The sequence below is a fragment of the Solibacillus sp. FSL W7-1464 genome (assembly GCF_038004425.1).
Classification (GTDB): Bacteria; Bacillota; Bacilli; order Bacillales_A; family Planococcaceae; genus Solibacillus.
The window spans coordinates 2,886,667-2,900,821 of sequence record NZ_JBBORC010000001.1 but is presented as its reverse complement, the minus strand read 5'-3'; the positions used below and the strand labels follow the sequence as shown (position 1 = coordinate 2,900,821).

General features: G+C 44.6%; 6 protein-coding genes, 21 tRNA genes and 3 rRNA genes. 28 read left to right on the top strand and 2 right to left on the bottom strand.

The features are described 5' to 3' along the window. Nucleotides 1-7: 7 nt before the first annotated feature. On the top strand, nucleotides 8-1,171 hold the full coding sequence (locus MKZ25_RS14445) for an iron-containing alcohol dehydrogenase (RefSeq protein WP_340802111.1): 1,164 nt from the start codon (nucleotides 8-10) through the stop codon (nucleotides 1,169-1,171). 49 nt (nucleotides 1,172-1,220) lie between these two features. Here the strand turns inward: MKZ25_RS14445 and MKZ25_RS14440 are convergent, their stop codons facing one another. Together MKZ25_RS14440 and MKZ25_RS14435 are read right to left on the bottom strand one after the other, a co-directional pair. Further along, nucleotides 1,221-2,210: a cation diffusion facilitator family transporter gene (locus tag MKZ25_RS14440; RefSeq protein WP_340802110.1), complete on the bottom strand. Its 990-nt coding sequence runs from the start codon at nucleotides 2,208-2,210 to the stop codon at nucleotides 1,221-1,223. Between the two features lie 14 nt (nucleotides 2,211-2,224). Beyond that, a complete protein-coding gene (locus MKZ25_RS14435) occupies nucleotides 2,225-2,944 on the bottom strand; it encodes an MgtC/SapB family protein (RefSeq protein WP_340802109.1) in 720 nt (239 codons plus the stop codon). A gap of 145 nt (nucleotides 2,945-3,089) precedes the next feature. On the opposite strand from MKZ25_RS14435, the gene MKZ25_RS14430 reads away from it, so the two are divergent. From MKZ25_RS14430 to MKZ25_RS14300, 27 genes are all read left to right on the top strand, one after another. Next, a complete protein-coding gene (locus tag MKZ25_RS14430; protein ID WP_340802108.1) occupies nucleotides 3,090-3,980 on the top strand; it encodes a DMT family transporter in 891 nt (296 codons plus the stop codon). A gap of 324 nt (nucleotides 3,981-4,304) precedes the next feature. Beyond that, nucleotides 4,305-5,860, top strand: a 16S ribosomal RNA gene (locus MKZ25_RS14425). 318 nt (nucleotides 5,861-6,178) lie between these two features. Beyond that, nucleotides 6,179-9,107, top strand: a 23S ribosomal RNA gene (locus MKZ25_RS14420). 162 nt (nucleotides 9,108-9,269) lie between these two features. Further along, nucleotides 9,270-9,385 (top strand): 5S ribosomal RNA (gene rrf / locus MKZ25_RS14415). The 16S, 23S and 5S rRNA genes sit together here with 20 tRNA genes alongside, the layout of an rRNA operon. Nucleotides 9,386-9,394: 9 nt before the next feature. Further along, nucleotides 9,395-9,470 (top strand) — tRNA-Val (locus MKZ25_RS14410). Nucleotides 9,471-9,479: 9 nt separating this feature from the next. Beyond that, nucleotides 9,480-9,555 (top strand) — tRNA-Thr (locus MKZ25_RS14405). A gap of 6 nt (nucleotides 9,556-9,561) precedes the next feature. Beyond that, nucleotides 9,562-9,637 (top strand) — tRNA-Lys (locus MKZ25_RS14400). Between the two features lie 18 nt (nucleotides 9,638-9,655). Then, nucleotides 9,656-9,740: transfer RNA gene (locus MKZ25_RS14395), tRNA-Leu, on the top strand. 46 nt (nucleotides 9,741-9,786) lie between these two features. Continuing rightward, a tRNA-Gly gene (locus tag MKZ25_RS14390) sits at nucleotides 9,787-9,861 on the top strand. Nucleotides 9,862-9,867: 6 nt separating this feature from the next. Then, nucleotides 9,868-9,956 (top strand) — tRNA-Leu (locus MKZ25_RS14385). 19 nt (nucleotides 9,957-9,975) lie between these two features. Next, nucleotides 9,976-10,052, top strand: a tRNA-Arg gene (locus MKZ25_RS14380). 8 nt (nucleotides 10,053-10,060) lie between these two features. Beyond that, nucleotides 10,061-10,137: transfer RNA gene (locus MKZ25_RS14375), tRNA-Pro, on the top strand. A gap of 8 nt (nucleotides 10,138-10,145) precedes the next feature. Beyond that, a tRNA-Ala gene (locus tag MKZ25_RS14370) sits at nucleotides 10,146-10,221 on the top strand. A 28-nt stretch (nucleotides 10,222-10,249) separates the two neighbouring features. Next, a tRNA-Met gene (locus MKZ25_RS14365) sits at nucleotides 10,250-10,323 on the top strand. 7 nt (nucleotides 10,324-10,330) lie between these two features. Next, nucleotides 10,331-10,407: transfer RNA gene (locus tag MKZ25_RS14360), tRNA-Ile, on the top strand. Nucleotides 10,408-10,427: 20 nt separating this feature from the next. Beyond that, nucleotides 10,428-10,520, top strand: a tRNA-Ser gene (locus MKZ25_RS14355). Nucleotides 10,521-10,565: 45 nt separating this feature from the next. Then, nucleotides 10,566-10,640, top strand: a tRNA-Met gene (locus MKZ25_RS14350). 3 nt (nucleotides 10,641-10,643) lie between these two features. Next, nucleotides 10,644-10,719: transfer RNA gene (locus MKZ25_RS14345), tRNA-Asp, on the top strand. A gap of 5 nt (nucleotides 10,720-10,724) precedes the next feature. After that, a tRNA-Phe gene (locus MKZ25_RS14340) sits at nucleotides 10,725-10,800 on the top strand. Nucleotides 10,801-10,803: 3 nt separating this feature from the next. Beyond that, nucleotides 10,804-10,877 (top strand) — tRNA-Gly (locus tag MKZ25_RS14335). Nucleotides 10,878-10,888: 11 nt separating this feature from the next. After that, nucleotides 10,889-10,965 (top strand) — tRNA-Ile (locus tag MKZ25_RS14330). A gap of 6 nt (nucleotides 10,966-10,971) precedes the next feature. Continuing rightward, nucleotides 10,972-11,047: transfer RNA gene (locus MKZ25_RS14325), tRNA-Asn, on the top strand. 13 nt (nucleotides 11,048-11,060) lie between these two features. Then, a tRNA-Ser gene (locus tag MKZ25_RS14320) sits at nucleotides 11,061-11,151 on the top strand. Nucleotides 11,152-11,153: 2 nt separating this feature from the next. Beyond that, a tRNA-Glu gene (locus MKZ25_RS14315) sits at nucleotides 11,154-11,225 on the top strand. Nucleotides 11,226-11,809: 584 nt separating this feature from the next. Beyond that, nucleotides 11,810-12,706: a group II intron reverse transcriptase/maturase gene (gene ltrA / locus MKZ25_RS14310; protein ID WP_340799763.1), complete on the top strand. Its 897-nt coding sequence runs from the start codon at nucleotides 11,810-11,812 to the stop codon at nucleotides 12,704-12,706. Beyond that, nucleotides 12,610-13,095 carry a group II intron maturase-specific domain-containing protein gene (locus MKZ25_RS14305; RefSeq protein WP_340801943.1) on the top strand — a complete coding sequence of 162 codons (486 nt, stop codon included), beginning with the start codon at nucleotides 12,610-12,612 and terminating at the stop codon, nucleotides 13,093-13,095. The genes ltrA and MKZ25_RS14305 overlap by 97 nt, the downstream gene beginning before the upstream one ends. A gap of 984 nt (nucleotides 13,096-14,079) precedes the next feature. Next, a tRNA-Val gene (locus MKZ25_RS14300) sits at nucleotides 14,080-14,155 on the top strand.

The following is a 14,155-nucleotide window of genomic DNA, read 5'->3' as shown; positions in this document are numbered from 1 at the left end:
ACCATTGATGAACGAATTTTCATTTTACAATCCGGTAAAGATTCATTTTGGTAAAGGGAGTATCGAACATTTACGAAAAGAACTTCCGCAATACGGCCAGAACATTTTAATTGTTTATGGTGGAGGAAGTATTAAATCGAATGGTGTATACGATGATATTATGGCCATTTTAGATGACTTGAATATGAACGTTTTCGAATTATCGGGTGTCGAGCCAAACCCTCGTGTAGAAACAGCGCGTAAAGGTATTGAAATTTGTAAAGAAAATCAGATAGATATCGTATTGGCAGTAGGGGGCGGTTCGGTAATTGACTGCGCTAAATTAATCGTTGCTGGTGCAAAGGTGGAAGCGGATGCTTGGGATATCGTCACAAGAAAAGTAATGGCAACTGAAGCATTACCATTGGCGACTGTGTTAACATTAGCTGCGACAGCATCTGAAATGAACTCGGGTTCGGTTATTACGAATTTAGAAACAAAAGAGAAGTATGGTTGGGGCAGTCCGGCAACTTTCCCGAAATTCTCGATTTTAGATCCATCTTATACTTATTCAGTGCCGGCAAACCAAACGGTAAATGGTGTTGTTGATACAATGTCGCATATTTTTGAACAGTATTTTAACAATGCGACAAACACGCCGATTACAGATGAAATGAGTGAGGGGATTTTACGTACGCTGATTGATGTTGCGCCAAAAGCATTGAAAGATCCGTCCAACTATGAGCATCGTGAAACATTAATGCTTGCAGGGACAATCGGCTTAAATGGTTTCCTGGCATTAGGTTCACGTGGTGACTGGGCAACACATAATATCGAGCATGCAGTTTCAGCGTATTACGATATTGCACATGCTGGCGGCTTAGCTATTTTGTTCCCGAACTGGATGAAGCATAATTTACATGTGAATCCGTCCCGTTTTGCAAAAATAGCGGTTAATGTATTCAATGTTGATCCGACAAACAAAACAGAGGAACAAGTTGCATTGGAAGGTATTGACGCATTATCTGCATTCTGGACATCTCTTGGTGCCCCGAATCGCTTGGCTGACTACGAAATTGATGCGACATACTTCGACCAGATGGTGGAACATTGTATGGTGTATGGTCCATTCGGTAACTTCAACAAACTTGAAGCAGACGATGTACGCAAAATTTTAGAAATGTCTTTATAAGAACGTGAAAAAAGGAAGCGGTCGAATAGGACCAGCTTCCTTTTATTGATTAAATCATGCCTTTTTCTGATTCGGGTTTTGTTGCGGTATGGGTCCAGCTGCGTTCGCCATTATCTTCATCAAACGCCATCGTAACTTTTGTCACGCCTTTTTGATTTAGCAGCAGTGTTGTTAAATGGTCTCGTACATCATCCAAATAAGCGAGTGACAGATTCGGATCTGTTTCCGCAATGAGCTCGACATGTAAAAATTCGCCTTCTTTAATTACTTCAAGTCGTGCGATATCCGTTACATTAGGATCTTCCATGACAAGATTCCCGATATGAACCAGCATTTCCTCGTCTGTTTCACCGATCGCTCCACGTGCATTATCTAAAAAGACACGGCCTACTACGTAAAACATCATTAAACCGATTATCATTGAAATAAATCCTTCCAATCGGTAAAAATCTGTGAAATACGCAATGACAATTGCTAAAAACGCGAGCACATTACCTGTTGTTGCCACTAAGTCTTCCATCCAAACAAGTTTTGTCGCCGGTTTTGCGCGCTTTAAATATTTTGCGGACTGGAGAATTATAATCCCTTTAGGTTCGACACCAACTTCATGAAGTACTTCTTTTGCGGCTTTATTTAAAACAAAAGCTTCTAGAATGATACCGATTGCCAATACACTAAGGGCAATCCAAATTCCGGATGATTCCGTTGCAGGATGCATAAAATGATGCCATCCTTCTTTAATTGTTTCATATGAAAGGATTGCTACAATTAAAACGGCGCCCAAACAGACTAAGTTAACAATACGTCCGTATCCATTCGGAAATTTTGGAGTAGGAGCCTTTTTTGCCAGGGCGGAGCCGATGAATACGAAAAATTGGTTGGCGGCGTCCCCGAAAGAGTGCATCATTTCGGCAAACATGGCAACATTTCCTGTAAAGAAGAAAGCAACCCCTTTAATCGTACCTAAAAATGTATTGACGAATGCAGCTAGTAAGGATGGTTTATTACCATCTTTGAGTAATTTAAATAGTTCTCCCATTGCGTTTTCCTCCGTTAATCTAAATATTCAATTTTAATATTTACTACATAATCCAATTTTCGGAGCCGGTTATAAAGTTCGATAGTATGGTTCGTTTCGACGGTAGATAATCGTATATCGATTTCATGTAATAATTTTTCGGAAAATGGTACATCTCGAATTGAAATATTATCGATATACATATCATGCTCCCTCAGATAATCGACGACATTTTTTATATTGTCTGCCTGGTCGGTATTAATAATTAAAGAAACTTCGCGCATTCTTAGACGTTTTGGACCGAACCTCAATAGGAAGGGAGCAAGAAGTTCAATTCCCAATACGACAATAAGGACCGTAATAAATGCTTCAATATAAAAACCTGCGCCTACAGCAATTCCGATAGCGGCGGCTCCCCAAATCATGGCGGCTGTCGTAAGCCCGGTAATACTGTCATTCCCTTTACGCAAAATAACACCGGCTCCTAAAAAACCAATACCGCTTACAATTTGCGCGGCTAAACGCAATGGATCCATCGTAATGTTAATATCGTCCCGAGCAGGAGTTGAATAGGCAGTCTCAATTGAGATGATTGTAAGTAAACAACTGAATGTCGCGATTACTAAACTTGTCTTTAGACCGACTGGTTTCTTTTTCAATTCCCTTTCGATACCAATTATTAAACTTAGTGTAGCCGCAATTAGTAATTTTAATAAAATTTCTACCGTAAATTTATCATTCGCTAACCATTCCATATCCAAACATCTCCTTCATATAAAATGGAATTCAAATCCTCTCGAAAAAAAATCTTTAATAAGGTATAGTTTGATAATGTGAATATGAGGTATCACAAAATATTTCGTATTAGATAATATAGATATATAGAAAGAAGGGGTTTTAGTGGAAAGACCACCAATCCACCCGTATATTCCTATAATAATTGGGGTAATCTCTGTTTCCCTTTCTGCGATTTTTGTAAAACTTGCAAGTGCAGATGCTGGAGTTATTGCATTTTACCGTATGCTGTTTTCGATATTGATAATGCTCCCGTGGTTTTTAATGAAATATAGCAATGAAATAAAAGTACTGTCAAAACGTGATTGGGTATTTTCTTCAATCGCAGGGGTATTTTTATCATTTCATTTTATATTATGGTTTGAATCATTAAATTACACTTCTGTAGCCAGCTCTACTGTATTGGTAACAATGCAGCCGCTATTTGCATTTATTGGGACGTATTTATTTTTCAAAGAAAAAATAACGCTCCAGACATTCATTGCAGGGGGCGTTGCTATTTTAGGCAGCGTCCTTATTAGCTGGGGAGATTTCAAAATTAGCGGTACGGCACTTTACGGGGATATATTAGCATTGATTGCATGTGCCTTAATAACAGGTTATTTATTGTTCGGGCAAGATGTACGGAAAAGATTATCACTTGTTACTTACACAATGGTCGTGTATTCCGTAAGTACAATTACTTTATTCTTTTATATTATTATAAAAGGGGAATCATTCGGTCCGTATCCGGCGATTGATTGGATGTGGTTTATTTTATTGGCGATTATTCCAAACTTATTAGGGCATAATCTTTTCAACTGGGCATTGAAATGGACAAGTACGAATGTCATTTCGATTGCGATTTTATTCGAACCGGTGGGTGCAGCGTTACTTGCAATCTTTATCTTCAATGAATATTTGACTGTTTCGCAAATTGTAGGCGGATTGATTGTTATTTTGGGGATTATGTTGTTTGTAGTAGACTTGAAAAAGTTATTTAGAAAAAAAGCTTGATTTCAACTATCCTTTTGGGGTATATTATTACTTGTCCTCAAGAGGATGGTTACTTCAAAAATATTTCACAATAATTATTGACTTCAATAAAACATTGTAATATACTATTGGAAGTCGCTATTGAAGCGAAAGAATATTAGAAAATGTTATTGACATGATAGTTATGAAATGATAACATTGAGAAGTTCCTTTTGGGAGCACGATGAACCTTGAAAACTGAACAAGCAACGTTAATGAAACAAGCTTCTTAAATGAAGCAAACAATAGATTCCAACTTCTAACGAAGTTGGATCGCTAGCAAAGCAAATGAGCTTTCAAACTACTTTTATGGAGAGTTTGATCCTGGCTCAGGACGAACGCTGGCGGCGTGCCTAATACATGCAAGTCGAGCGGAAATTTTATTGGTGCTTGCACCTTTAAAATTTTAGCGGCGGACGGGTGAGTAACACGTGGGTAACCTACCTTATAGATTGGGATAACTCCGGGAAACCGGGGCTAATACCGAATAACACTTTTGAACACATGTTTTGAAGTTGAAAGACGGTCTTGCTGTCACTATAAGATGGACCCGCGGCGCATTAGCTAGTTGGTGAGGTAACGGCTCACCAAGGCAACGATGCGTAGCCGACCTGAGAGGGTGATCGGCCACACTGGGACTGAGACACGGCCCAGACTCCTACGGGAGGCAGCAGTAGGGAATCTTCCACAATGGACGAAAGTCTGATGGAGCAACGCCGCGTGAGTGAAGAAGGATTTCGGTTCGTAAAACTCTGTTGCAAGGGAAGAACAAGTAGCGTAGTAACTGGCGCTACCTTGACGGTACCTTGTTAGAAAGCCACGGCTAACTACGTGCCAGCAGCCGCGGTAATACGTAGGTGGCAAGCGTTGTCCGGAATTATTGGGCGTAAAGCGCGCGCAGGTGGTTCCTTAAGTCTGATGTGAAAGCCCCCGGCTCAACCGGGGAGGGTCATTGGAAACTGGGGAACTTGAGTGCAGAAGAGGATAGTGGAATTCCAAGTGTAGCGGTGAAATGCGTAGAGATTTGGAGGAACACCAGTGGCGAAGGCGACTGTCTGGTCTGTAACTGACACTGAGGCGCGAAAGCGTGGGGAGCAAACAGGATTAGATACCCTGGTAGTCCACGCCGTAAACGATGAGTGCTAAGTGTTGGGGGGTTTCCGCCCCTCAGTGCTGCAGCTAACGCATTAAGCACTCCGCCTGGGGAGTACGGTCGCAAGACTGAAACTCAAAGGAATTGACGGGGGCCCGCACAAGCGGTGGAGCATGTGGTTTAATTCGAAGCAACGCGAAGAACCTTACCAGGTCTTGACATCCCGGTGACCACTATGGAGACATAGTTTCCCCTTCGGGGGCAACGGTGACAGGTGGTGCATGGTTGTCGTCAGCTCGTGTCGTGAGATGTTGGGTTAAGTCCCGCAACGAGCGCAACCCTTATTCTTAGTTGCCATCATTCAGTTGGGCACTCTAAGGAGACTGCCGGTGATAAACCGGAGGAAGGTGGGGATGACGTCAAATCATCATGCCCCTTATGACCTGGGCTACACACGTGCTACAATGGACGGTACAAACGGTTGCCAACCCGCGAGGGGGAGCTAATCCGATAAAACCGTTCTCAGTTCGGATTGTAGGCTGCAACTCGCCTACATGAAGCCGGAATCGCTAGTAATCGCGGATCAGCATGCCGCGGTGAATACGTTCCCGGGCCTTGTACACACCGCCCGTCACACCACGAGAGTTTGTAACACCCGAAGTCGGTGAGGTAACCTTTATGGAGCCAGCCGCCGAAGGTGGGATAGATGATTGGGGTGAAGTCGTAACAAGGTAGCCGTATCGGAAGGTGCGGCTGGATCACCTCCTTTCTAAGGATTATTTCGGAATCATTCCCTCGGGGAATGAAACATTAACGGTTGCTGTTCAGTTTTGAAGGTTCATTCTTAATTGAATGGAACACTTCAATAACTTGCTCCTGACGCTTGCGCTTACGTCGCAAAGCTGCATGAAGCAAAATCAGTGAAGCTTTGTCACGATGTGATTGAAGTCAGCTGCTTCGTTCTTTGAAAACTGGATAAAACGACATTGAAAGCAATAAATCAAATTTCTATTTTATAGATATTTAAACAAGTCAAGCAATTGACGTGTAAACTTAAATCTTGGATTTTATCCAAGTGTTAACTTTTGGTTAAGTTAATAAGGGCGCACGGTGGATGCCTTGGCACTAGGAGTCGATGAAGGACGGCACTAACACCGATATGCCTCGGGGAGCTGTAAGTAAGCTTTGATCCGGGGATTTCCGAATGGGGGAACCCACTATCTTTAATCGGATAGTATCTTCACGTGAATTCATAGCGTGTTGAAGACAGACGCAGGGAACTGAAACATCTAAGTACCTGCAGGAACAGAAAGAAAATTCGATTCCCTGAGTAGCGGCGAGCGAAACGGGAAGAGCCCAAACCAAAGAGCTTGCTCTTTGGGGTTGTAGGACACTCTATACGGAGTTACAAAAGAATGGATTAGACGAAGCGACTTGGAAAGGTCCGCGAGACGAGGTAAAAGCCCTGTAGTCAAAAGTCCATTCCCTCCAGAGTGTATCCTGAGTACGGCGGAACACGTGAAATTCCGTCGGAATCCGGGAGGACCATCTCCCAAGGCTAAATACTACCTAGTGACCGATAGTGAACCAGTACCGTGAGGGAAAGGTGAAAAGCACCCCGGAAGGGGAGTGAAATAGATCCTGAAACCGTGTGCCTACAAGTAGTTAGAGCCCGTTAATGGGTGATAGCGTGCCTTTTGTAGAATGAACCGGCGAGTTACGATTACGTGCGAGGTTAAGTTGAGAAGACGGAGCCGCAGCGAAAGCGAGTCTGAATAGGGCGAATTAGTACGTGGTCGTAGACCCGAAACCAGGTGATCTACCCATGTCCAGGGTGAAGGTGAGGTAACACTCACTGGAGGCCCGAACCCACGCACGTTGAAAAGTGCGGGGATGAGGTGTGGGTAGCGGAGAAATTCCAATCGAACCTGGAGATAGCTGGTTCTCTCCGAAATAGCTTTAGGGCTAGCCTCGTGATTGAGAATACCGGAGGTAGAGCACTGTTTGGACTAGGGGGGCATCTCGCTTTACCGAATTCAGACAAACTCCGAATGCCGGATATTTATACACGGGAGTCAGACTGCGAGTGATAAGATCCGTAGTCAAGAGGGAAACAGCCCAGACCACCAGCTAAGGTCCCCAAGTAATCGTTAAGTGGAAAAGGATGTGGCGTTGCTTAGACAACCAGGATGTTGGCTTAGAAGCAGCCATCATTTAAAGAGTGCGTAATAGCTCACTGGTCGAGTGACGCTGCGCCGAAAATGTATCGGGGCTAAACGATTCACCGAAGCTGTGGATGCATACTTTGAGTATGCGTGGTAGGAGAGCGTTCTAACAGCGTTGAAGTCAGACCGGAAGGACTGGTGGAGCGGTTAGAAGTGAGAATGCCGGTATGAGTAGCGAAACATGGGTGAGAATCCCATGCACCGTATGACTAAGGTTTCCTGAGGAAGGCTCGTCCGCTCAGGGTTAGTCGGGACCTAAGCCGAGGCCGATAGGCGTAGGCGATGGACAACAGGTTGATATTCCTGTACCACCTCCTCACCGTTTGAGAAATGGGGGGACGCAGTAGGATAGGGTAAGCACGCCGTTGGTTGCGCGTGTTCAAGCAGTAAGGCGTGTATGTAGGCAAATCCGCATACTATAACGTTGAGCTGTGATGACGAGCTCGTATGAGCGAAGTTCCTGATTTCACACTGCCAAGAAAAGCCTCTATCGAGGTGAGAGGTGCCCGTACCGCAAACCGACACAGGTAGTCGAGGAGAGAATCCTAAGGTGTGCGAGAGAACTCTCGTTAAGGAACTCGGCAAAATGACCCCGTAACTTCGGGAGAAGGGGTGCTTCTTTGGGTGCATAGCCTAGAGAAGCCGCAGTGAATAGGCCCAGGCGACTGTTTAGCAAAAACACAGGTCTCTGCAAAACCGTAAGGTGACGTATAGGGGCTGACGCCTGCCCGGTGCTGGAAGGTTAAGAGGAGCGGTTAGCGCAAGCGAAGCTGTGAATTGAAGCCCCAGTAAACGGCGGCCGTAACTATAACGGTCCTAAGGTAGCGAAATTCCTTGTCGGGTAAGTTCCGACCCGCACGAAAGGCGTAACGATCTGGGCACTGTCTCAACGAGAGACTCGGTGAAATTATAGTACCTGTGAAGATGCAGGTTACCCGCGACAGGACGGAAAGACCCCGTGGAGCTTTACTGTAGCCTGATATTGAATTTTGGTACAACTTGTACAGGATAGGTAGGAGCCAGAGATCTCGGAGCGCCAGCTTCGAAGGAGGCGTCGGTGGGATACTACCCTGGTTGTATTGAACTTCTAACCCATGCCCCTTAGCGGGGTAGGAGACAGTGTCAGGCGGACAGTTTGACTGGGGCGGTCGCCTCCTAAAGAGTAACGGAGGCGCCCAAAGGTTCCCTCAGAATGGTTGGAAATCATTCGTAGAGTGTAAAGGCATAAGGGAGCTTGACTGCGAGACCTACAAGTCGAGCAGGGTCGAAAGACGGGCTTAGTGATCCGGTGGTTCCGCATGGAAGGGCCATCGCTCAACGGATAAAAGCTACCCCGGGGATAACAGGCTTATCTCCCCCAAGAGTCCACATCGACGGGGAGGTTTGGCACCTCGATGTCGGCTCATCGCATCCTGGGGCTGTAGTCGGTCCCAAGGGTTGGGCTGTTCGCCCATTAAAGCGGTACGCGAGCTGGGTTCAGAACGTCGTGAGACAGTTCGGTCCCTATCCGTCGTGGGCGTAGGAAATTTGAGAGGAGCTGTCCTTAGTACGAGAGGACCGGGATGGACATACCGCTGGTGTACCAGTTGTCTTGCCAAAGGCATCGCTGGGTAGCTATGTATGGACGGGATAAGTGCTGAAAGCATCTAAGCATGAAGCCCCCCTCAAGATGAGATTTCCCATTACGCAAGTAAGTAAGACCCCTGAAAGACGATCAGGTAGATAGGTTCGAGGTGGAAGTGCGGTGACGTATGCAGCTGACGAATACTAATCGGTCGAGGACTTAACCACATTTTATTGCAAAAATTCAATGAAACGTTTATCCAGTTTTGAAAGAATGAAAATTCTTTTAAGGGTTTCAAGACACTTCGTGTATTGGAAGCCAATTAAGGAACGTCTACTAAAAGCACCACGTCCTGTGGTAACGTAGACGCCAGCACATCCATGTGCAAGTGAAGTGATGATGGCAAAGAGGTCACACCCGTTCCCATACCGAACACGGAAGTTAAGCTCTTTAGCGCCGATGGTAGTTGGGGGCTTCCCCCTGTGAGAGTAGGACGTCGCTTCGCTAGAATATTGGAGGATTAGCTCAGCTGGGAGAGCACCTGCCTTACAAGCAGGGGGTCGGCGGTTCGAGCCCGTCATCCTCCACCATTTCTAAATGCCGGTGTAGCTCAGTTGGTAGAGCAACTGACTTGTAATCAGTAGGTCGAGGGTTCGACTCCTTTCGCCGGCACCATTTAGAGAGCCATTAGCTCAGTTGGTAGAGCATCTGACTTTTAATCAGAGGGTCGAAGGTTCGAGTCCTTCATGGCTCACCAGTTTTTATATTGTCTGCTGCGGGTGTGGCGGAATTGGCAGACGCACTAGACTTAGGATCTAGCGCCGCAAGGCGTGGGGGTTCGACTCCCTTCACCCGCACCATTTTAATTTCATAATACTGTCAGAGTAAAAATATCTTATGCATTTTGCGGAAGTAGTTCAGTGGTAGAACACCACCTTGCCAAGGTGGGGGTCGCGAGTTCGAACCTCGTCTTCCGCTCCAAAAAATGCCGGGGTGGCGGAACTGGCAGACGCACAGGACTTAAAATCCTGCGGTGAGTGATCACCGTGCCGGTTCGATTCCGGCCCTCGGCACCATCTTTACAATAAACAATATGCGCCCGTAGCTCAATTGGATAGAGCGTCTGACTACGGATCAGAAGGTTGTGGGTTCGACTCCTGCCGGGCGCGCCATATTATTTCGGAATGTAGCTCAGCTTGGTAGAGCACTTGGTTTGGGACCAAGGGGTCGTAGGTTCGAATCCTGTCATTCCGACCATCATTTATGGGGCCTTAGCTCAGCTGGGAGAGCGCCTGCCTTGCACGCAGGAGGTCAGCGGTTCGATCCCGCTAGGCTCCACCATATTTTTTGTAACCAAAATAAAGATCCTGGCGGTGTAGCTCAGTTGGCTAGAGCACTCGGTTCATACCCGAAAGGTCGTGGGTTCGACTCCCTCTGCCGCCATCTTAAAGGACCTTTAGCTCAGTTGGTTAGAGCAGACGGCTCATAACCGTCCGGTCACAGGTTCGAGTCCTGTAAGGTCCACCAGTTAACGTACTAATCATAATGGAGGTATACCCAAGTCTGGCTGAAGGGATCGGTCTTGAAAACCGACAGGCGGGTAACACCGCGCGGGGGTTCGAATCCCTCTACCTCCTCCATTTTTACAAACTGGGTACTTTAAACAGGTTCAACCATCATATTATCGCGGGGTGGAGCAGTGGTAGCTCGTCGGGCTCATAACCCGAAGGTCGCAGGTTCAAGTCCTGCCCCCGCAACCAAATGGTCCCGTGGTGTAGCGGTTAACATGCCTGCCTGTCACGCAGGAGATCGCCGGTTCGATCCCGGTCGGGACCGCCATTTGTGGGTTTGTAGCTCAGTTGGTAGAGCATTAGATTGAAGCTCTAAGTGTCGGCGGTTCGATTCCGTCCAAACCCACCATTTGCGGGTGTAGTTTAGTGGTAAAACCTCAGCCTTCCAAGCTGATGTTGTCGGTTCGATTCCGATCACCCGCTCCAGTTTTTAAATAGGGCCTATAGCTCAGCTGGTTAGAGCGCACGCCTGATAAGCGTGAGGTCGATGGTTCGAGTCCATTTAGGCCCACCATATTATTCCGAAGTAGCTCAGTTGGTAGAGCATCCGGCTGTTAACCGGCAGGTCGCAGGTTCGAGTCCTGCCTTCGGAGCCATTTTTCTATTTTTGGGGACATACTCAAGAGGCTGAAGAGGCGCCCCTGCTAAGGGTGTAGGTCGCGTAAGCGGCGCGAGGGTTCAAATCCCTCTGTCTCCGCCATCGGCCCGTTGGTCAAGTGGTTAAGACACCGCCCTTTCACGGCGGTAACACGGGTTCGAATCCCGTACGGGTCATACATAGAAATGCGGAAAACGCTAAGTACTGTTATATGTACTTAGCGTTTTTTTTGGTGTGCCCGGCATGCACAACAGCCTGGTGGTGAAAGTCCACTACAGGCTTGGCAGTAGGAACTGTTAGCGAAAGACAAGGGTGTCCATGGTGACGTGGAATCTGAAGGAAGTCGGACGCAAACTCTCGAACTGACGAACAGAAATCAGATAAAAGGCTGACTTGGGACGGATGAGCTTGCCAAACAAAGCGAAGTCCAATACTGCCCAAATCCCATACAGTAAATCTGGCAGTTACATGAGAGGAAGGCGGTTGTGCTTACCCGGGGAGGTCTCTTGAGGGTTATTCAATTAACAATTTGTTTAGTGATAAATGGATGAATCAAGAGAAGTCAGCAGAAGCCATAGTAGTCTTCGACAAAAGATGAAGGGCCGAACAATCTTTTAAATCTTGAAAGAAACAAGGAGGTGGAGACATCCCGCCAAAACACAGAAAACATCAAGGTATAGACCGAATAGATGGCTACTTATAGAGGGATAAGCTGGAAGCGAAAGAGTATATAAGAGCGTGTAGGGATGTAAACATGGAAATGAAGAAACAAGAAAGTATCAATTTAATTGACAGAATTGCGTCCCATAGAAACCTATGGAATGCATATAAGAAAGTAAAAGGAAATGGAGGAGCACCTGGAATCGATGGTATCACGGTTGATGGACTGAAGGCGCATTTAATAAAATATGAGGAACCATTGAAAAGGAAATTAAAAGATGGTTCCTACCAACCTCAACCAGTGAAACGAGTAGCTATCCCAAAAGCGGATGGCTCCAAACGATATCTAGGTATACCATGTGTATTGGACAGAGTTGTTCAACAAGCCATTCTACAAGTCATCCAACCAATAATTGATCCACACTTTTCAGACAAAAGTTTTGGCTTTCGAAAAGGTCGAAACCAACACCAGGCAATTGCCCTCGCTAAGAAATATTACGAGGAAGGTTATCGAACAGTGGTGGACTGTGACTTGAAAAGTTACTTCGATACGATTCATCACCAGCGACTACGAGCTTATTTGGAAGAATTCATAACAGATAAAATAGTACTTAAGCTAATATGGAAATTCTTACGCTCAGGCATATTGGACAAGGACATCCTCATTGAAACGACAGAAGGTACACCCCAAGGGGGTCCACTCTCTCCAATTCTAGCAAACGTGTATTTAAACAAGCTAGATAGAGAGTTAGAAAAACGAGGACACCGATTCATTCGCTATGCGGATGATTTTGTGATTTATGTAAAGTCACCAAGAGCAGGTGAACGCGTCATGACCAGTGTCAAGAATTTTATCGAAGATGAACTGGGTCTCACAATCAATGAGCAGAAAAGTAAAGTGTGTGGCGCAACAGCAGCTACATTCTTAGGGTTTCATCTACAAAATCTGTCGGGAAAGTGGGATACCGACCAATCAAGTCCGCCAAGAAACGACTAAAAGATAAGCTAAGAATACTGACGAGTCGTAAACGAACAGGGACATTTAGTGAGATTGTGAAAAGAATCAATCAAACAACGGTTGGTTGGATTAATTACTATGGAGTTGCCAACATGAAAACTTTCATCCAAGAATTACAGGGATGGTTAAACCATCGCTTACGTCAATTAATATGGAAACGGTGGAAGCTACCACGAACTAAATATGTGAAATTACGCCAATACGGAATCCAACATGATGAAGCGATGAAAACGGCGCATTCAAGAAAAGGGTACTGGCGAATATCACGAAGCGAGGTTCTACACCAAGCCATTCCAAATAAAAGGCTCGTAAAATGGGGACTGAAAGACCTGTCCCAATTTTACGAGCAAAGATACTCAAAAGGTTGAACCGCCGTATACGGAACCGTACGTACGGTGGTGTGAGAGGTCGGCTAGCCAATTAATGGCTAGCCTCCTACTCGATTTGCGTTAAAAGCTCTCTTAAGATAATAAACAATGCTGCTATTTTCAAGGGTTGAATAATTTCTTAATTATAAAACCTGTGTTGAGTCAATTAACCGGCAACCGGAATTCACTTTAGACGAATATAATTTAATGGCTACTGCTTGGGAAAAGGAACAGAGGTTTTCCGGTTATTTAATGAAAGTTGGAATGACAATGCAAATAGTTTAGTTGCCGCTAGTTTAGAGGACTGTTTAAACCGATTTTCTACGAATAATGTATGTAGAGGTATTCATATCCCCGGCTTAACAAAAAGCTGGTAAAAGCAATTTAAAAGGCGATAACAAGGATTTAACATCAGATTCGTAGTTTCTAAATAAAGCTACGGCAGGTACAAACATCAGCTAACGAAATAGCATCATTTTAAGTGCATTTTAATATGAATATTATTATGATAGAATAACATAAAACATTGAAAAACACTGGAAAAAATATAAAGATAAAGAGTACATTTAGAAACCAATAGGTGGAAATCTTTAAAATGGTTATTCTATCATTACTTTAAAAAATAATGATAAATGTACGGATATTTTCTTGACAGCTTTAGTATATAAAATGTATAAATAAGTAGTCGTATATTCTAAAACACTAAATATTTATAAGTAATATTAATAATTATATCAGAATGATTTATAAATATTAAAAACAAGTCTTGATAAAGTAAGTGAAACATATTAGAATTTCGTTATACTAAGTAAACGTTTTCATCTGCAACATAGATGAATAAATGGAAAAATTAGAAAATAAATATATTTTATAAAAATAATTTCAAAAAAGGTATTGCATTATAAAAAAAGTAATGATAATATAAATCTTGTCCTTAAGAGAAAGGACATGCGGTTACGAAAAAATAATCAGCATATACCCATTGGAGGATTAGCTCAGCTGGGAGAGCACCTGCCTTACAAGCAGGGGGTCGGCGGTTCGAGCCCGTCATCCTCCACCA